This is a genomic window from Leisingera sp. F5, from assembly GCF_001593695.1.
Genome location: NZ_LUKH01000018.1, coordinates 70,873 through 88,412, shown reverse-complemented (window position 1 = coordinate 88,412; position 17,540 = coordinate 70,873). Strand labels below are relative to the sequence as shown.

15 protein-coding genes and 3 pseudogenes are annotated in these 17,540 nt (G+C 62.4%); 5 read left to right on the top strand and 13 right to left on the bottom strand.

Annotated elements, in window-relative coordinates; all coding sequences use genetic code 11:
- Position 1 precedes the first annotated feature (1 nt).
- Genes nuoK through nuoH form a run of 5 tightly spaced genes read right to left on the bottom strand, consistent with a single transcriptional unit; the run spans position 2 to position 2,997 of the window.
- Positions 2-304, bottom strand: coding sequence for an NADH-quinone oxidoreductase subunit NuoK (gene nuoK, locus A2I95_RS14240; protein ID WP_291730512.1), 303 nt, complete (start codon positions 302-304; stop codon positions 2-4).
- Positions 301-852, bottom strand: a complete 552-nt coding sequence (locus tag A2I95_RS14235; protein WP_291730511.1) for an NADH-quinone oxidoreductase subunit J — start codon at positions 850-852, stop codon at positions 301-303. The genes nuoK and A2I95_RS14235 overlap by 4 nt, the downstream gene beginning before the upstream one ends.
- Before the next feature lie 60 nt (positions 853-912).
- Entirely contained in the window at positions 913-1,356 is a 444-nt protein-coding gene (locus tag A2I95_RS14230) for a CBS domain-containing protein (protein ID WP_291730510.1), read from the bottom strand.
- 59 nt (positions 1,357-1,415) lie between these two features.
- Positions 1,416-1,994: a 4Fe-4S dicluster domain-containing protein gene (locus tag A2I95_RS14225; protein ID WP_291730509.1), complete on the bottom strand. Its 579-nt coding sequence runs from the start codon at positions 1,992-1,994 to the stop codon at positions 1,416-1,418.
- Positions 1,995-2,010: 16 nt separating this feature from the next.
- Positions 2,011-2,997: an NADH-quinone oxidoreductase subunit NuoH gene (gene nuoH / locus A2I95_RS14220; protein ID WP_291730508.1), complete on the bottom strand. Its 987-nt coding sequence runs from the start codon at positions 2,995-2,997 to the stop codon at positions 2,011-2,013.
- Between the two features lie 569 nt (positions 2,998-3,566).
- Here nuoH and A2I95_RS14215 point away from each other — a divergent pair.
- Positions 3,567-3,783 (top strand): annotated as a pseudogene (locus tag A2I95_RS14215) (IS3 family transposase); the annotation flags it as partial.
- A gap of 498 nt (positions 3,784-4,281) precedes the next feature.
- On the opposite strand, the pseudogene A2I95_RS14210 reads toward A2I95_RS14215, so the two are convergent.
- Together A2I95_RS14210 and A2I95_RS14205 are read right to left on the bottom strand one after the other, a co-directional pair.
- Positions 4,282-4,470, bottom strand: a pseudogene (locus tag A2I95_RS14210) (integrase core domain-containing protein); the annotation flags it as partial.
- 809 nt (positions 4,471-5,279) lie between these two features.
- Positions 5,280-6,008, bottom strand: a complete 729-nt coding sequence (locus A2I95_RS14205) for a GSU2403 family nucleotidyltransferase fold protein (protein WP_367151577.1) — start codon at positions 6,006-6,008, stop codon at positions 5,280-5,282.
- Between the two features lie 214 nt (positions 6,009-6,222).
- Here A2I95_RS14205 and A2I95_RS14200 point away from each other — a divergent pair.
- Positions 6,223-6,327, top strand: a pseudogene (locus A2I95_RS14200) (IS6 family transposase); the annotation flags it as partial.
- Positions 6,328-6,360: 33 nt separating this feature from the next.
- Here A2I95_RS14200 and A2I95_RS14195 read toward each other — a convergent pair.
- From A2I95_RS14195 to A2I95_RS14170, 6 genes are all read right to left on the bottom strand, one after another.
- A complete protein-coding gene (locus tag A2I95_RS14195) occupies positions 6,361-7,050 on the bottom strand; it encodes an ABC transporter ATP-binding protein (protein WP_291730507.1) in 690 nt (229 codons plus the stop codon).
- Positions 7,047-7,802: an ABC transporter ATP-binding protein gene (locus A2I95_RS14190; protein ID WP_291730506.1), complete on the bottom strand. Its 756-nt coding sequence runs from the start codon at positions 7,800-7,802 to the stop codon at positions 7,047-7,049. Before A2I95_RS14190 ends, A2I95_RS14195 begins: the two co-directional genes overlap by 4 nt.
- Positions 7,795-8,778 carry a branched-chain amino acid ABC transporter permease gene (locus A2I95_RS14185; protein ID WP_291730536.1) on the bottom strand — a complete coding sequence of 328 codons (984 nt, stop codon included), beginning with the start codon at positions 8,776-8,778 and terminating at the stop codon, positions 7,795-7,797. The genes A2I95_RS14190 and A2I95_RS14185 overlap by 8 nt, the downstream gene beginning before the upstream one ends.
- A gap of 2 nt (positions 8,779-8,780) precedes the next feature.
- Positions 8,781-9,701: a branched-chain amino acid ABC transporter permease gene (locus A2I95_RS14180; protein ID WP_291730505.1), complete on the bottom strand. Its 921-nt coding sequence runs from the start codon at positions 9,699-9,701 to the stop codon at positions 8,781-8,783.
- 67 nt (positions 9,702-9,768) lie between these two features.
- Entirely contained in the window at positions 9,769-10,905 is a 1,137-nt protein-coding gene (locus A2I95_RS14175) for an ABC transporter substrate-binding protein (protein WP_291730504.1), read from the bottom strand.
- Between the two features lie 315 nt (positions 10,906-11,220).
- Positions 11,221-12,108 carry a LysR family transcriptional regulator gene (locus tag A2I95_RS14170; RefSeq protein ID WP_291730502.1) on the bottom strand — a complete coding sequence of 296 codons (888 nt, stop codon included), beginning with the start codon at positions 12,106-12,108 and terminating at the stop codon, positions 11,221-11,223.
- A gap of 144 nt (positions 12,109-12,252) precedes the next feature.
- Between A2I95_RS14170 and A2I95_RS14165 the strand changes: the two genes are divergently transcribed.
- The 3 genes from A2I95_RS14165 (at position 12,253) to A2I95_RS14155 (ending at position 17,538) form a co-directional block, all read left to right on the top strand.
- Complete coding sequence (locus A2I95_RS14165; RefSeq protein WP_291730501.1) at positions 12,253-12,873, top strand: glutathione S-transferase family protein; 621 nt, start codon at positions 12,253-12,255, stop codon at positions 12,871-12,873.
- A gap of 63 nt (positions 12,874-12,936) precedes the next feature.
- The gene (locus A2I95_RS14160; RefSeq protein WP_291730499.1) at positions 12,937-14,988 is read left to right on the top strand and encodes a pyridoxamine 5'-phosphate oxidase family protein; all 2,052 of its coding nucleotides are present in this window, start codon (positions 12,937-12,939) and stop codon (positions 14,986-14,988) included.
- 144 nt (positions 14,989-15,132) lie between these two features.
- Positions 15,133-17,538: an FAD-dependent oxidoreductase gene (locus tag A2I95_RS14155; RefSeq protein WP_291730498.1), complete on the top strand. Its 2,406-nt coding sequence runs from the start codon at positions 15,133-15,135 to the stop codon at positions 17,536-17,538.
- Positions 17,539-17,540 lie beyond the last annotated feature (2 nt).

Here is a 17,540-nt window from a genome sequence, read left to right as displayed (position 1 = left end):
TTCACCCTTTCAAAACGGTCAGCTTGTCCACTTCCAGCGTGTGATTGTTGCGCAGCAGCGCGACCAGGATTCCCAACGCCACCGCCACTTCGGCGGCGGTGATGGCAATAACAAAAATGGCAATGATCTGGCCCCGCAGGTCCTGCAGCACATGGCCAAAGGCAACTAGGTTGATTGTCACGCTGTTCAGCATGAGTTCGAGTGACATCAGCACGATCAGCACATTTCGGCGCAGCAGAACCCCGGCGGCGCCGATTACAAACAGCACCGCCGCCAGGATCAGATACCAAGAAGTGGAGATCATCGCGCCGCCCCGCGCGGCTGTTCAGACACGGGTTTCGGCGCCTTGGCGCCGTCCTCGCGCGCCAGCACGACCGCACCGATCAGCGCAACCAGCAGAATAACCGAGGCGACTTCAAACGGCAGCAGGTATTCCCGGAACAACAACAGGCTGAGCTCCGCCACCCGGGGCTGTTCCGCTACCGGCTGGCCGGGCCCCATGACCGCATGCAGCCGGGTGCTTTGCAGCAGCAGGAAAATCAGCTCTCCGGCCAGGATCGCCAGCACCGCCAGCCCGGGCAGCGGTGTGCCGCGCAAAAACCGCGCCTGAGCCTCCTTGCGCACGTCCAGCATCATGATGACAAACAGGAACAGCACCATGACCGCGCCGACATAGACAAAAATCTGGATCACTGCGAGGAAGGGCGCCCCCAGCATCACGTAAAGCGCGGCGATCTGCACCAGGCAGGCCACCAGGGCAAGCGCGCTGTGGATCGGATTCCGGGCCGCCACCACCAGCAGCGCCGCCGCCACCGCAACCGCCGCAAGCAGCAGGAAAAATGCCTGTTCCATAAATGCCCTCCCTGTATGTGATCTCCCGCTCTCGAATCCGCATGGGCCGGCGTTTCGGCCTCAGACGCTGTAGCCGGTGCCCTCGATGTATTTCAGCAGCTCTTCTTCCTCGCGCATGATCTCATCCAGACGGTGCTTCACCACATCGCCGATGCTGATGACGCCTTGCAGGCCCGCGTCGTCATAGACCAGCATGTGCCGGTTTCTCTTTTCCGTCATGACCGCCATAAGCCTGATAAGATTGTCCTCGGGCGCACAGGTGAGGATATCTGTGGTCATCACCTCGCGCACTGCGGATCTCCGGCCGGCCCCTTCCGGGTCCGATAGCGCAATGCAGATATCGCGTTCCGAGATCCCGCCAACCACCTTGCCGGCTGCGTCCCGGACAACCGCAAATCCGACCTTCTTGGAATTAAACAGCTGCAGCGCCGTCAGGACGCTGTCGTCCGGGGCCACCGAATAGGTTTCAAATCCCTTTGCCCCCAGCACCGCCTTGACATACATTTGCACCCCCTTTTACCCAGCCGCCCGCGCCATGCCTCCATGGCGCCAGCCGCAACAAACTACTTTCCCTTCCTTATGTGCCGCCACCAGTCCTGGCCTTCAGCCTCCCCTCCGGCAACAGCCACCGAGCGCCCGCTGCCGCCCGGCTCCAGCCGGGCGGGCCGCAGCTGGCCGCCGTCCGCTGCCTTGCGCGGCGCGGCCACCAGATCCTCCAGATGCACCACCAGCTTGGGCCGGTGATCGCAGGCGACCTCATATTCTTGACCTAGTTTGATTGCGTCCGCCGGACAGGCATCTTCGCACAGCCCGCAATAAAGGCAGCGCGCCAGGTTGATATCAAACACTTCCGGGCGCCGGTCGCCTTTCTCGTTTTCATACGGGATGACAATGATGCAATCGCAGGGGCAGATTTGCGAGCACAATTCGCAGGCCACGCAATTCACGTCGCCTTCGTCGTTGGTCTTGATGAAGTGATGACCGCGGTGACGCTGGTAGGGCACCCATTTTTCGTGATCCGGATAGCGGTGGGTCACGGTGCGCGAAACCATATAGCGCAGCGTCAGCCGCAGCCCGGCCAACAGGTCCGCAAAGAAGATCCTGCCGATCCAGCCTGACTTTCTGACCGATGTTCTTGCCATCTTCGTTTCCTTCCGTTCACAGCATCCACAACCCGCTGACCAGGATGTTCAGCAGGGACAAGGGCAGCAGCACCTTCCAGCCGATGGTCATCAGCTGGTCATAGCGGTAACGCGGGAAGGTGAAGCGGAACCACATGAAGACCCAGACAAAGAAGCCGATCTTAAGCAGGAACCAGACCGGCTCCGGCACAAAAAAGGGCGACCCTTGCCAGCCGCCAAAGAACAAGAGCACATTCAGCGCCGCCAGCATCACCACCACCAGGTACTCCGCCAGCATAAACAGCGAAAACCGGATGCCGCTGTACTCGGTATGATAGCCCGCCCCCAGGTCGCCCTCGGCTTCGGGCAGGTCAAAGGGGATGCGCTGCGCCTCGGCCAGGCCGGCCACGAAAAAGACGAAGAACCCGACCGGTTGCAGCACTACGTTCCACAGGCCCGACTGGGCCGTCACAATCTGGCTCAGGTTCATTGACTGCGCCAGCATCACCACCCCGATCACCGAAAAGCCCATCGGGATTTCATACGAGATCATCTGTGCAATCGAGCGCAGGCTGCCCAGCACCGCGTATTTGCTGTTGGAGGACCAGCCCGCCAGGATGGTGCCGAACACCCCGATGCCGGAGACCGCCAGGATGAACAGCAGCCCCACATTCATGTCGGAGATCATCAAAGTGACCTCCTGCCCGAACATCTGTACCGGCGCGCCGAATGGGATCGCGGTGAACACCAGGAACGGCGGCACCAGCGCCACCACCGGCGCCATGGCAAACAGGCGGCGGTCGGCGTCTGCGGGAATGTGGTCTTCCTTGGTCAGCAGCTTGAGCGCATCCGCCAGGGGCTGCAGCAGCCCGTGCCAACCCACCCGCATCGGCCCCGGACGCTGCTGGATATGGGCGGCAATCTTGCGCTCCATCCAGGTCAGCGGCAGGGGCAGCAGCAGCAGCACGCCCACGACGATGGCCATTTTGACCAGCATCGGCAATAGCGTCAGAAGGCTGTCCATAGCGCCGATCCTTCTCTCCCGGCAGGGTGTTGCACCGCAGGTTCGTCCGCTGTCTGAGAAGTGCGGCTGTTTCTCTGCCAAGAGACCAGCAAGCCATAGAAATTTCCGCAGAGCATTGCGAACAAATCCGATTAATCTGAACTGATAGTATCAATGTTCAGGAAAATTTGCAAAACGGCACCAGCGCCATCCGGCGGCTTCTGTGCGTATCTCGTTTCCAGGCTACCGGGCCGCTCCCGCCAGGAGAGAAGCAATTGCAGCTTCAGGCTAGGCTTTGGCCGGGTAGATCAGCCGCAGTTTTATACGGGGCTAGCCAGCAGGAATGGCTGGATCTGATCGAAAGTGGGTGAGCGGACGAAAGCCGGTGCGATCCTTGCGATAATTCTGGCTGGCAGATTAAAGCTTGCCGCTGTCCAGCAGCGGCTGTACCAGTGCGTCATAGGCAATCAGCACGCCACCGCCATGTCGGGCCTCTTCCGGGGCAACCGAAAACGAGGTATGCACGGTGCCGCTGAGCCTCCCTCTTTGAAGTGGTCCGCGCCTATGTTTAGGAAAGCGGAGGACCATAGATGGCCACAAAGAGACCGAAGCCTGAAGAGATTGTCGTGAGGTTACGGCAGGTTGAAGTTCTGATGGGGCAAGGCATGCTCCGGATTGCCGCAATCAGACAGATTGGCGTGACTGAACAAACTTTTTACCGCTGGAAGAAAAGTACGGCGGAATGGGCACAAACGCCATCTGGACCGTGTGGATCTTCTTTCAAGATACCAAGCCGAACACGGTCGTTACATAGAGGCAGATCAAGTGGAGGTGGTTTCTTGTTTGTGCTGTGACGGTTCTGTACTGATGCAGTACGCCAAGATCCCAGCACTTGAAGAGACATGGGTTGGCACAACAGCAGAATTGATCGCTTGCTGCGATAGCTAACCGAGGCCAGACCCGCTTCGGATAGATTTCATCCGGTTCCCAATGTCATCTGTGGGTGGCTCCCGCATTGCAAGAGTTTTTTGGTGATATTTGCGGGCATTCTCGTCAGTACCGTCGTCTGTTCCCAATGCCCGGCAGTTGATTGCGGAGCAATCAATGAGAGGGGCCTGTTTGCGTGGCGGCATTGTCGCCACTGGCCTTGATGAATTCCGCGAGCGAGGTTCCAATCGGCTTATCGACCTCTGAGGGCCGCTGCCATTCCCGGAGGGTTCTTGCTCTTGGTTGACTCAATTCCGCAGCATCACTTCAACGTCTTGCATCTCGTGGGCAGTGACCTGCCCCCCACTGGTCTCTCGCTCATGACGAGAGTCTGCGGGTTTGATTTTGGTAGTCGTCAGTCTCGGGCCTGGCAAGCGCGGAGGCCTCAAATAGCTCAAGCGCCTGCCGCGCTTGCCTGAGCGTTTTGTTCCCCAGCGAAGAGTGCGGCCTGACGTTGTTGTAATCGTAGCGCCACAGCGCCAGCTTGCGGCGGGCATCGTCCAGGGTAGGTCTGTAAAGAACGCTCGTCGCAGGTCAGAAAGTTCTACTTCTTCCAGTGGCAAACCTATGTGTCAAAAAAGGAAAGATAAGTGCGAGCATCGGTCATTCTCTGACACAAAATCAATAGCTTAACGGAAATTGAATGGAAGAACTATGTATCGCCCGACAACTGTCACGGGGGCGGATGGAGGCTGGCGCGGCCCGCAGGCACTGCCGAGGACACGGGCCTCCCGGAGCCGCCGCGCACCACGCGGCGCTTGCCCCTTGACCGGCCCGGCCCAGGATGCGGGCGGACAATTCAATGAAACATGCCGGGGCTGAGGTGAGCGGGCAAAGCCCGCCGATCCCCTGCCCCGTCGCTTGAACAACGCAATCCGCGCGCCCCGCGCGGATTTCTCCTGTTTCAGAGTGAAGGCCGACGCGCAGACGAGGTGGTGGCCGTCAGAGACAGATGGCCTCGCTTCTGACAATGACGCCACGCTCTGCCCGCAAATCTTCGACATCCGCCGCGCTATCCGAGAAGCGGAATGCGATCAACTTGGCAGTGCCGTTCGCCACCGCCTCGTGCAGGGGCCAGGGTCCGGATTGCTGTTTGCCCGGAATGGCCAGTCTTCAGCTTGACGCCTGGCATCTGGATCAGGGAATAGATGTCCGGGGCTGACTGCCCATTACAACCGCCCGCGCAAAACCGACGGGGATGGATCGCCATCAGGAGGCCCACTAAAGAGGGACGGTATCAGGAGGCGGTCCGGTGAAGCGCTCAAGGAGAGCTTCTACCAAGACAAGCAGAACCACGACGACCACCGTCTTGAGGATCACGCGCCCAGGCTCTCCAGGATAGCCTTCGTTTCCGGCATCCGCTTCAGCGAATTGCCGATATGCTCTCGCCAGCGCGGGCCGGCCTCCGTGGCGGTGGCATAGGCCGCGGCCAAATCATCGAGCCGGTCCTCGGCCATCGCCTTAATCAGGAACGCTGCCTGCTCCCGGTCCTTTACCGGCTTGAGACTTCCTGCCCCGTCACGCCGCCGGGCGGCGATGATCAGCTTGTGGATCGCATAGCGCTCCGGGCGCGGGACCTGCACCAGAACCCCGGACCGATAGATGGCCGCTGCATGGATCGGCTCCGCGATCAGGAAGTTGAGGTAGTTCAGCGCCTGCGCGCCCACACCCAATGCCTGCAAATCGCGGATCGTCTCATCCCCGAAAGCCGGTGTCAGGAACTCGACCAATTGGCCGCTGCCCTCCTGCGCCCACCGCCAGGTCCGGCCTTTGCCGAGTCCGGGCACCGGGTCGAACTTCAGCGCCGAGAAGGTTTCCGCCAGACCCGGCTCGACCTGATCCTGCAGGGCGACGCTGAGCTTTTCGAACTGGGCGATGTCGATATCGCCGGTATTGGCCATTCCGCCCAGGGGCAGGCGAACACCCAGCTCGCCCTCATATAGCCGAAACGCATTGGTCCCGACGAGGGTGCCACCCAACCGAAAGATACCGGCGGCGGCCATGGCGGAGAGGATGGAACCGGTCGCCCGACCGGTAGGCGTCATACCTTCCGCTCGCAGCAAACGGACCAGCCGAGGACGCTCGGCCTGACGTTCCTTCGCGGTCGCTCGCAACTCCTCGATGCGCGCGCGCGTCTCGCCACTGTCTTCGCCAATATACCAATATAGATGAACCGCATCTCCGTGCCGACACGGCGCACAACAGCGGTGCCGGCTTTATCAGGTTGCTGACGCCGCAGCGGCGGGATAGTTCGCTCTCATGCTGCATATCGAAGATCTGCCCGAGATCAAAGGTTTCCGGTTTCCTCGGAGCGTGATTGGTTTCGCCGTATGGGCCTATCATCAGTTTGCCCTTAGCCTGCGCAGCCGGTGACATTTCTGAATGGTTGCAACACCCCTACACACCCAAGAACCGGTTTGCCACTTCGGCCGGAAGCTCTTCGATCCGGCCGCCCCAAGCATTGCTGCCCTTGTTGAGGATCACCGCACGGTCCGCAATGGCCGAAAGCTCCTTCAGCGATTTGTCGACCACCAGAATGGCCAGCCCGGCGGTGGTTTTGAGCCGGGCAATCGCTGCCCAGATCTCCTGCCGCACCACCGGCGCCAAACCCTCGGTCGCCTCGTCCAGGATGAGCAGCCTTGGGTTGGTCATCAGAGCGCGGCTGATGGTCAGCATCTGCTGTTCGCCGCCCGACAACGACCCGGCTTTCTGGCTTCGCCGCTCCTCCAGCCGCGGGAACAGCTCTGCAACTTTCTGGAAATCCCACGGGCCGGGGCGCGCTGCAGCCGTCAGGTTTTCCTCAACCGTCAGCGGCGCAAAGCAGCGCCGCCCTTCGGGCACCAGCCCGACACCCAGCCGGGCGATTTTATACGAGGGCAGCTGGCGCAGATCCTGGCCGTCAAACCGCAGCTCTCCCTTGGTGGCTGCAAGCATCCCGCAAATGGTCTTGATGGTGGTGGATTTGCCCATGCCGTTGCGGCCCATCAGCGCCACAACCTCGCCCTCGGCGATCTCCAGATCGACCCCGAACAGGGCCTGCGCTGGACCGTATGCGGCTTCAACCCCTTGTAAAGACAGCAGGTTCATGCGGCGTCCTCCTCTCCCAGATAGGCACGGCGCACCTCGGCATTGGCACGGATGTCATCGGCGGTGCCGGTGGCAATGATCTGGCCGTAAACCAGCACGCTGATCCGGTCGGCCAAGGCAAAAACCGCGTCCATGTCGTGCTCCACCAGCAGGATCGGCGCCTCCTGCCGCAAGCCGTCAAGGAAGCCGGTCAGCGCCTTGGAGCCTGCCGATCCAAGCCCCGCCATCGGCTCATCCATCAGGAACAACCTTGGCTGCAGCGTCAGCGCCACGGCCACTTCCAGTTGGCGGCGCTGGCCGTGGGACAGATCGGCAGTGCGGCGCTGCGCATCCTCTGTCAGCCCGACCCGCTCCAGCGCGTCGCCTGCTTGCTCCAGCAGCTCCGGATCCTTCATCACGTTGCGGAAGAAACGGAACGGGCGGCCCCGCCCGCCGAGCGCGCCCAGCACCGCGTTCTGCAAAACGGTGTAGTCCATCGCCAGCGCCGAGATCTGAAACGTCCGCCCCAGCCCCATCCGCGCCCGCGCCACTGTATTCAATGCGGTCACGTCGCGCCCCAGCAACTCCACCGCGCCGCTGTCGGGCGCCAGATTGCCTGCGATCTGCTTGATCAAGGTCGATTTCCCGGCCCCGTTGGGACCAATCAGCGCGTGGATTTCTCCCGCCCGCAGATCCAGCGAGACATCGCGGCTCGCCTGCAGTGCGCCAAAGCTCTTGTTCAGGCCCTTGGCCCTCAGCACCGCCTCAGCCATGCGCCTTCTCCCGTCCTGCCAGCGCCCCGATCAACCCGCCGCGGGCAAACAGCACGATCAGCAGCAGCAGGATCCCAAGGAAGATCTGCCAATAATCGCTGATCCCGCCCAGAAGATGCTCAAGCATGATGTACAAAGCGGCACCCGCCACCGGACCGTACAGCCGCCCCACCCCGCCAAGGATCACAAAAATCATGATCTCGCCGCTGGTGTGCCAGCTGAGCATGGTGGGGCTGACAAAGCGATTGAGGTCAGCAAACAGCGCCCCGGCCAGCCCGGTGATGGCGCCGGAAATCACAAAGGCCGTCAGCCGCAGGGTAAAGGGCGTCAGACCCACTGCCTCTACCCGGTCCTCATTCTGGCGCGCAGCGGCCAGCGCCAGTCCGAATGGCGAGCGCGCCAGCCGTGCGGCGAAAAACAGCGCCAGGCACAGGATTACATAGGCAATCGCAAAGAACTGGATCGGGTCCAATGTGTTCAAGCCGGGGAATTCATTGCGGACCCAGATCGGCAGCCCGTCCTCGCCGCCATAAGCGCTCCAGCTGATCGCGAAATAATAGAGCATCTGGCCAAAGGCGAGTGTGATCATGATGAAGTAGACACCGGACGTGCGCAAAGACAGGGCGCCAATCATCAGAGCCGCCAGCGCGCTGGCGGCAACCGCCACCAGCCAGATCAACGGCATCTGGTTGCTGCCCTCGAACAGGAACGGCCAGTCAAACAGCGGTTCATAATTCTGGGCATGGGCTGCAAGGATCCCCATGGCATAGCCGCCAATGCCGAAAAATGCCGCATGGCCCAGGCTGATCAGACCGCCAAGGCCAAGGGCGATATTCAGCCCCACCCCGGCCAGCGCCAGGATCGCGGCCTTGGTCGCCAAGGTGATGATGAACGGCTCATCCAGCGTCCAGGCCGCCAGCGGCACCAGCAGGAGGGCTGCAATCATCGCCCAGTTCAGCAGATTTTCACGGGTCAGCATCATGCGCTCCCTCCATAAAGGCCCGAAGGGCGCACCAGCAGAACTCCGGCCATCAGGATGTAGATCAGCATCGACGCCAGCGACGCACCCGCCGAGGCAGCGCTGGCAGGCTCCATGAACAGGGTGAAAAGCCGCGGCAGGAACACCCCGCCCAAAGTGTCGGTCATCCCCACCAGCAGCGCGCCGGCCAGGGCGCCCTTAATCGAACCGATGCCGCCGATGACGATCACCACAAAGGCGAGGATCAAAACCGGCTCACCCATGCCGACCTGCACCGATTGAATGGCGCCCACCAGCGCGCCGGCCAGCCCGGCCAATGCGGCGCCAAGGGCGAACACCAGCGTGTAGAGTTTGGAGATATCGACGCCAAGGGCCGCGATCATCTCGCGATCGGCCTCGCCTGCGCGGATCTGGATGCCAATCCGCGTACGGGCGATGAGCAGGAACAAGCCCGCGGCAATTGCCAATCCGATCAGGATGATCGCCAGCCGGTACAGCGGGTATTCAATGCCGCCCGGCAGCGTAACCGGCCCTGACAGATAAGGCGGCACGTCCAGAAACAGCGGGAAGGAGCCGAACAGCCAGCGGGTGCCTTCGGAGAAGATCAGGATCAGTGCAAAGGTCGCCAGCACCTGGTCCAGATGGTCGCGCCGGTACAGGCGCCGGATCACCACCAGCTCCATCAGCGCGCCCGCGGCGGCGGCAGCGGCAAGGCTGGCGATCAGCGCCAGCACGAACGATCCAGTCCACCCGGCAACGGCGGCAGCAGCAAAAGCGCCCACCATATAGAGCGAACCATGGGCCAGGTTGATCAGCCCCATCACCCCGAACACCAGCGTCAGCCCGGCTGCCATCAGAAACAGCATGACGCCGAACTGCAGCCCGTTCAGGATCTGCTCCAGAACTAGAATATAGGTCATTTGAATTTCCGAAGGGGAAGCATTGCCGCGGCGGAGGCGCTGTGGCGCCTCCGCTTGGCGGTCTGTCTTACATCTTGCACTCGCCGGCGTAGGCGTCGGCGTGGTTGGTCAGGCCGGTGGCGATGATTTTATTGGTGAAGACGTCACCTTCCTTGATCACTTCGCGGACATAAATGTCCTGCACCGGGTGATGGTTGTCGCCGAACTTGAAATCACCGCGGACAGACGCGAACTCCGCCGCCTTCAGCGCCGAACGGAACGCGTCCTGATCGGAAGGTTCAGCCTTGTCCAGCGCGCTTAGGATCAGGTTGGCAGTGTCAAAGCCCTGGCTGGCATAAAGCGAAGGCAAACGGCCGTATTTCTCCTGGAAGGCGGCGACAAAACCGGCGTTGGCCGCATTGTCGATATCCTTGTTCCACTGCGAGGTGTTTTTGACCCCCAGCGCGGCATCACCCACCGCCTGCAGGATACCCTGATCAAACGAGAACGCAGGCCCAACCACCGGCAGATCAACACCGCTGCCCGCGTATTGCTTCAGGAAGGAAATCCCCATGCCGCCGGGCAAGAAGAAATAGACCGAGTCGGCGCCCGAGGCGCGGATCTGGGCGATCTCGGCGGCGTAATCGGTCTGGCCCAGCTTGGTGTAGATCTCACCGGCCAGCTCGCCGCCGTACATCCGCTTGTACCCGGTCAGCGCGTCCTTGCCCGCCGGGTAGTTCGGCGCCAGGATGAAGCTGTTTTTCAACCCCGCCTCATTGGCATAGGCGCCTGCGGCCTCGTGCAGGTTGTCGTTCTGCCAGGCAACGTTGAAGTAATTCGGATGGCAGCGCTTGCCTGCCAGGGCCGAAGGGCCGGCGTTCGGTGACAGATAGAACACGCCTTGCGCAGTGGCAGCGGGCACCACCGCCATCGCCAGGTTGGACCAGATGATACCGGTCAGGATATCGACCTTCTCCGACTGGATCATCCGGTCGGCGATCTGCACCGCGGCATCGGGTTTGCGCTGATCGTCCTCGATCACCACCTCGACACCGTCGCGGCCGTCCTGTTCGATCGCCAGCATGAAACCGTCGCGCACATCCACGCCCAGCCCGGCGCCGCCGCCGGACAATGTGGTGATCATGCCGATCTTGGTGTCGGCCTGGGCCGCAGCCGCCAGCGCCGGGACCGCCGCTGCCATGGCGAGCATCCGAATGGTCTTCATTACGTCTTTCCTCCCAGAATATGCCCTGGCCTTCAGACCTGGGTTCTTGATCAAATGCTTGCGACTTTAACGCCGTCCCGGCAGAAGCCAAGACCCGCAACAGCCCGCATCTCCCCGGCTGATCTTGCGCCAGCCCTAGGGACAAGCCTACGCAGGCTTGAATATATATTTCAAGTATAAAATAAATGGGGCAATATTGTTGCCCTGTTTGCTGCATTTGCGTCTTCAATCAGCTCTGTGAGGACTGCGAGGGGCCGGCCCCTCGCGCTCCCCGGGGTATTGGTCACCAGAAAGAAGCGGCAGGTTCTGACAATGTCAGCCCTGCCCGAAACAGCGGGCCAAGTGGTCGATCAGCGCCCGGATCCGCGCCGTCAGATGGCGGCTGGAGGGGTAGACAGCGTAAAGTGTCGCAGGATCGGTTTCCTGTTGCTCGAAAAGCACTTGCAGCCTGCCGTCGCGCAGGAACGGAAGCGCAGTGTAGTGCGGGCACCGGGCAATGCCGAGGCCGCTGGCCGCCATATGCGCCACCGCCCGGGGCGAGTTGGCACGGAAGCTGCCGCCGACAGTGACGGCCCTTTGTGCAGACCCTTTGCCAAAGACCCAGACGTCCGGCTGCGGCGAGGTCATTTGCAACAGGCAGTTGTGTGTCGCCAGTGCTTCCGGCTCTGCCGGTTCGCCCTGAGCGGCCAGGTACTCAGGCGACGCCACTACCACCAGCCGCATGCTGCAGAGTTTGCGGGCAACCAGTGTCGAGTCCTTCAAAGCACCGAAACGCACCGCCAGATCGACACCTTCCTCCAGCATCGGAAGGTGGCGGTCGGACAACACCAGTTCCACCGAAACCTTGGGATGCGCCTGCTGGAACGGTTGCAGCGCCTCAACCAGTTCGCGGCTGCCCAAACCCGTGGGCGCCGTGATCCGGATGGGGCCGGCCAGCTCCTGCTGGCGCAGCTGTACTACATCCTCCAGCTCGTCGAACTGATCCAGCAACGGCAGGCAGCGCTCCAGATAGGCGCGGCCCGTATCGGTCAGCGTCACCTTGCGGGTGGTGCGGTTCAACAGCTGCGCGCCCAGTTGTTCCTCCAGCCGGGCGACATATTTGCTGGCCAGCTTGGTGCTGATCCCCAGCTGCAAGGCCCCGCTGGTAAAGGAGCTTTGCGCCGCAACCGCCGCAAAGGTGCGCATGCAGTCCAATTTGTCCATCACGTCTCCCCCCGGTGCGGCATTTTATGAACTCCTCATACATAATCAATCGCCAAAAGAGAATATTGTCGCCCATACATGCGGCCGGTATCTTGCCTGTGTCTTCAAAGACTCCCGGCACATGCCACAGCAAAGGATCCCAACATGCCGCATTCCATCCGTATTCACAGCTTCCCGCTTTCCGGCCACGCCCACCGGGTGGAGCTGTTCGCCAATCTTGCCGGCATCGCCCATGAGGTGATCAATGTCGACCTCGCAGGCGGTGAACACAAACAGCCCGCCTTCCTGGCGCTGAACCCTGCCGGCCAGGTGCCGGTGATCGAGGACGGCAGCACCGTCGTCACCGATTCCAACGCCATCCTGGTCTATCTCGCCCGCAAATATGCACCCTCCTGGCTGCCATCCGATCCGGTTCTGGAAGCGGAAGTGCAGAAATTCCTGACCCTGGCCGCAGGTGAAATTGCCTTTGGGCCCGCTGCAGCGCGGCTGATCACCGTCTTCAACGCGCCGCTGGACGCGGAGTTCTGCGCCACCGTCGCCGCCCGCGTTCTGGGTAAGATCGACGCCCATATGGAAGGCCGCAGCTTCCTGGCCGGCGACGCCCCCACAATCGCCGACGCCGCGGTCTATTCCTATGTTGCCCACGCGCCCGAGGGCGGGATCTCGCTGGAGCCCTACCCGAATATACGTGCCCATCTGGCCCGCATCGAGGGTCTGAAAGGCTTTAAGCCGATGCCCGCCACCAAGGTTGGCCTGGCGGCCTGACCCCTTGCGCGGCGGCCCCTCTGGCGGCCGCCGCCTCTCTCATTCGGAACACTGGAGGTTTCCATGACTCCCTTTGACACAGACAGCCCTTCCCCCTTCCATGAGGGAGAGCAGGAAATGCAGCGCCGCGCAGGCAAGCGCGACACAATGGAAGCCTTCGCCCGCCGGGTGATCCGCCCCTGCATGCCGGATCAGCACCGGGAATTTTATGCGCAGCTGCCCTTTCTGGCGGCAGGCGCAGTGGACCACCAGGGCTGGCCCTGGGCAAGCCTGCTGAGCGGCCCGCCCGGATTTGCCGCAACGCCGGACGCACAGCATCTGCATGTTTCGCTGAGCGGCGGCGCGCAGGATCCTGTCCGTGCCGCCATCCGCAAAGGCGCGCCGTTGGGGCTGTTGGGGATCGAGCTGCACAGCCGCCGCCGCAACCGGGTCAACGGCCGGGTCATTGCCGCCGCGCGCAACGGGTTTACCCTGCGCGTCGATCAGTCCTTTGGCAATTGCCCGCAATACATCCAGCTGCGGGATTTGGCGCCGGCAGAAGCGCAGAACCCTGCCAAGCCGCAGCGCTTTGACAGGTTTGACGGCACCCACACCGCGCTGATTTCCGATGCCGACATGTTCTTTGTCGCCAGCCATGTGCCTGCGGCGGAACGCCCTGAACGCGAAGGCGTCGATGTCTCGCACCGGGGCGGGCGGCCCGGCTTTGTCCGCATCGACGGCAACACCCTGACCATCCCCGACTTCCCCGGCAACAACCACTTCAACACGCTGGGAAACTTCCTGCTGAACCCGCGCGCGGGCCTGGCATTCACGGACTTTACCACCGGCAGCCTGCTGCTGTTGACCGGCACGGTTGAACTGCTGGACGAAACCCACCCGGATGTCACCGCCTTTCAGGGCGCCGAGCGCGGCTGGCGCTTCACCCTGCACCAAGGCGTCTGGCTGGAGGGCGCCCTGCCCTTCCGCGCCGAACGTGGTGATTTTTCGCCAAACTCACTGATGACGGATACCTGGGCCGAGGCAGACGCCCGCAAAACCCTGGAGACACAGCGCAACACCTGGCGCCGTTTCCGGATTGCTCGGGTTGAACAGGAAAGCACCGCTATCCGCTCCTTTTACCTGCAGCCGGAGGATGGCGGCCCGCTGCTGCCGTTTGAGGCTGGCCAGTTCCTGACCCTCCGCACCGCGCCGCCCGGCGCAGAAAAGCCGCTGGTGCGGACTTACACGGTCTCCTCAGCCCCAGGTGAAGACCACTACCGTATCTCGGTCAAACGCGAGGAGGGTGGAACCGTGTCCCGCCTGCTGCATGACACCCTGCAGCCGGGTTCGGTGATTGAGGCCAAAGCCCCGCGCGGCGCCTTCTTTCTGGATGCTTCAGACCCGCGCCCGGCGGTTTTGGTTGCCGGCGGCGTGGGGATCACGCCCATGATGGCCATGGCCCGCCACGCCCTGCGCGAGGGGCTGCGCACCCGCCATCAACGCCCGCTCACCATTGTTCACGCGGCGCGCAGCGTCCAGGACCGCGCCTTTGCCAGCGAATTGCGCAGACTTGAGCAGGTCTCCGGCGGCATGATCCGATACATTTCGCTGATCAGCACGCCTGCAGCGGGCGAAACTGAGGGCCGGAATTTCGATCTGGCGGGCCGCGTCAATGCCCAATTCCTGCAACAGCTGCTGCCGCAGGAAGACGCTGATATCTACCTCTGCGGTCCCGGCGGGTTCATGCAAGCCGCCTATGACAGCCTCCTCAGCCTTGGGGTTCATGACACGGACATTCATGCCGAAGCGTTCGGGCCATCCGCCTTGGCGCGCACCCAAGATGCCCCGCGCCTCAAGGAAGCCGTGGCCGAGGCCGAAACAGCCATCGTCCGTTTCACCAGATCCGGATTTGAACAGCCATGGACCCCGGCTGACGGGACCCTGCTGGATCTGGCCGAAAACCATGGGCTGACGCCGGAATTCAGCTGCCGCGCCGGAAATTGCGGCAGTTGCAGCACCCGGCTCGGCGCAGGCAAAGTGACCTACCGCAGCGCACCGTCGGCGGCGCTTGCAGAGGGGGAAACACTGATCTGCTGCGCTGTTCCTGCGTCAGACACAATCGAACTGGATTTGTAACCCGCTTCCGCGCCTTGATCTGCTGCGCAAGATTTTTCTGGACAAGACTGTCCAGGATCGCCGATGAATTGGACAACAATGTCCAAAGGGTGGATTCGGCGGCACGCCCCGCTGGCCCGGCGGCAGCAGACAGGGAGCAAATCCATGAAGTCGCACTATCGTGCCGTTGTCATCGGGGGCGGCGTTGTCGGCGCCTCCGTCCTTTATCACCTGGCGAAATTTGGCTGGACCGACGTCTGCCTGATCGAACGCTCAGTGCTGACAGCCGGGTCCAGCTGGCACGCGGCGGGCGGCTTTCATGCGCTGAACGCCGACCCCAACATCGCTTCGCTGCAGGCCTATACCATCGACTTGCTGAGCGAGATCGAACAGGAATCCGGCCAGTCCGTCGGCATGCATATGACCGGCGGCATGACGCTGGCGGGCACCCCGGACCGCTGGGAATGGCTGCAATCGGCCTATCGTACTTTCCAGTCCATCGGCATCGACGATTGCCGCCTGATCACCCCGCAGGAGGCGGGTGAGCTGTGCCCGATCATGTCGACCGAGGGCATCCTCGGCGGCATGTGGGCCGACCGCGAGGGCTATGTGGACACCACCGGCACAGTCCACGCCTATGCCGGGGCGGCCAAGAAACGCGGTGCGGAAGTCATTGAAAACAACCGGGTGCTGGAGCTGCATCAGGAGGCTGACGGCTGGCGGATCGTAACCGAAAAAGGCACCATCCACGCCGAACATGTGGTCAACGCCGCGGGCCTTTGGGCCAAGCAGGTGGGGCGCATGGCCGGGGTCGAACTGCCGATCTCACCGCTCAATCACCATTACCTGATCTCCGACACCATTCCAGAGCTGGAACAGCTCGATTTCGAGGTGCCGATGACCGTCGACCTCGAAGGTTTCACCTATATGCGGCAGGACCAGAAGGGCATTCTGCTGGGCATCTACGAGATCGACCATCAGCACTGGATGATGGACGGCGCGCCCTGGGAATACGGGTTCGAGCTGCAGCAGGAAGACCCCGACAGGATCGAACGCGAACTGACCCTGGGCTTTGAGCGCTACCCGGCGCTGCAAACCACCGGTGTGAAAACTTGGGTCAATGGTGCCTTCACCTTTGCCCCCGACGGCAACCCTCTGGTCGGCCCGGTGCGCGGCAAACCCGGCTACTGGTGCGCCTGCGGCGTGATGGCCGGCTTCCTGCAGGGCGGCGGCGTCGGCAAGTCGCTGGCCGAATGGATGATCCACGGCGAGCCGGAGGCGGATGTCTTCGGCATGGATGTGGCCCGTTTCGGCGACTACGCCCAGAACAAACGCTTCATCAAGGAAACCACCGGCCAATTCTACACCCGCCGCTTTGTGATGACCTACCCGAACGAGCAGCTGCCCGCAGGCCGCCCGCTGAAAAAGGCCCCCGCCTATGATGGCATGACCGCCGCAGGCTGCCGCTGGGGCGCCAGCTACGGGCTGGAAATCCCGCTCTATTTCGCGCCCTCCGCAGATTTCACCGAAACCCCGACCCTGAAACGCTCCAACGCATTCGACATCGTGGCCGATGAATGCAAGGCGGTGCGCGAGGCAGTGGGCCTCCTCGACATCTCCGCCTTCTCCCGGTTCGAGGTTTCGGGCAATGGCGCCGAGGCCTGGCTCAACCGCCTCATGGCGTCGAAACTGCCCAAGCCGGGCCGCGCCAAACTGGCGCCGATGCTATCATCCGAGGGCCGCCTCAAGGGCGACCTGACCGTGTTCAACTGGGGTGACGGCACCTGGTGGATCATGGGCAGCTATTACCTGCGCGAGTGGCACATGCGCTGGTTCCAGGACCACATGGGCGAAGACGTCGAGGTGCGCGACATGACCGATGCCATTACCGGTTTCAGCCTGTCCGGCCCAAACAGCCGCAAGGTGCTGGAAAAACTGACAGATGGCCCCCTCGCAGACCTTCCGTTCATGGGCTGCTGTACGCTGGACATCGGTATGCTGCGGGTCAAGGTTGGCCGCCTCTCGGTCGCGGGGGAGCTGGGCTATGAACTCCACTGCTCCGCCGCCGAACACATCACCCTGCGCGACACCCTGCTGCAGGCGGGCACCGATCTGGGGCTGCGCGAATACGGCTTCAACGCGCTTCTGAGCCTGCGGCTGGAGAAAAGCTTTGGCATCTGGAGCGCGGAATTCACCCAAGGCTACACTGCCGCGCAAACCGGCATGGACCGCTGGATCGACTGGGGCAAGGACTTCATCGGCCGCGCGGCGGCGCTGAAAGAACGCGATGCAGGCGGCCCGGCGCAGGTCGTGGTGCCGCTGGAGGTCGAGGCAACAGACGCCGACGCCAGCGGCTACGAACCGGTCTGGCGGGGAGACAAACGCGTCGGCTTTGTCACCTCCGGCGGCTATGGCCACACTTTGGGCAAATCGCTGGCGATGGCGATGGTGGACCGCGAGGCCGCGGCCGAAGGCACCGAACTGACCGTCCATATCGTCGGCCAGGAACGCGCCGCGCGGGTGATTGCACCCTCCCCCTACGACCCATCCGGCACAGCGATGAGAGGCTGAGG

What these genes read in the sequence shown, in the direction of transcription:
- nuoK (WP_291730512.1), bottom strand. Translation starts at nt 304, where the DNA reads ATGATCTCCACTTCTTGGTATCTGATCCTGGCGGCGGTGCTGTTTGTA.
- A2I95_RS14235 (WP_291730511.1), bottom strand. Translation starts at nt 852, where the DNA reads ATGGAACAGGCATTTTTCCTGCTGCTTGCGGCGGTTGCGGTGGCGGCG.
- A2I95_RS14230 (WP_291730510.1), bottom strand. Translation starts at nt 1,356, where the DNA reads ATGTATGTCAAGGCGGTGCTGGGGGCAAAGGGATTTGAAACCTATTCG.
- A2I95_RS14225 (WP_291730509.1), bottom strand. Translation starts at nt 1,994, where the DNA reads ATGGCAAGAACATCGGTCAGAAAGTCAGGCTGGATCGGCAGGATCTTC.
- nuoH (WP_291730508.1), bottom strand. Translation starts at nt 2,997, where the DNA reads ATGGACAGCCTTCTGACGCTATTGCCGATGCTGGTCAAAATGGCCATC.
- A2I95_RS14205 (WP_367151577.1), bottom strand. Translation starts at nt 6,008, where the DNA reads ATGACGCCTACCGGTCGGGCGACCGGTTCCATCCTCTCCGCCATGGCC.
- A2I95_RS14195 (WP_291730507.1), bottom strand. Translation starts at nt 7,050, where the DNA reads ATGAACCTGCTGTCTTTACAAGGGGTTGAAGCCGCATACGGTCCAGCG.
- A2I95_RS14190 (WP_291730506.1), bottom strand. Translation starts at nt 7,802, where the DNA reads ATGGCTGAGGCGGTGCTGAGGGCCAAGGGCCTGAACAAGAGCTTTGGC.
- A2I95_RS14180 (WP_291730505.1), bottom strand. Translation starts at nt 9,701, where the DNA reads ATGACCTATATTCTAGTTCTGGAGCAGATCCTGAACGGGCTGCAGTTC.
- A2I95_RS14175 (WP_291730504.1), bottom strand. Translation starts at nt 10,905, where the DNA reads ATGAAGACCATTCGGATGCTCGCCATGGCAGCGGCGGTCCCGGCGCTG.
- A2I95_RS14170 (WP_291730502.1), bottom strand. Translation starts at nt 12,108, where the DNA reads ATGGACAAATTGGACTGCATGCGCACCTTTGCGGCGGTTGCGGCGCAA.
- A2I95_RS14165 (WP_291730501.1), top strand. Translation starts at nt 12,253, where the DNA reads ATGCCGCATTCCATCCGTATTCACAGCTTCCCGCTTTCCGGCCACGCC.
- A2I95_RS14160 (WP_291730499.1), top strand. Translation starts at nt 12,937, where the DNA reads ATGACTCCCTTTGACACAGACAGCCCTTCCCCCTTCCATGAGGGAGAG.
- A2I95_RS14155 (WP_291730498.1), top strand. Translation starts at nt 15,133, where the DNA reads ATGAAGTCGCACTATCGTGCCGTTGTCATCGGGGGCGGCGTTGTCGGC.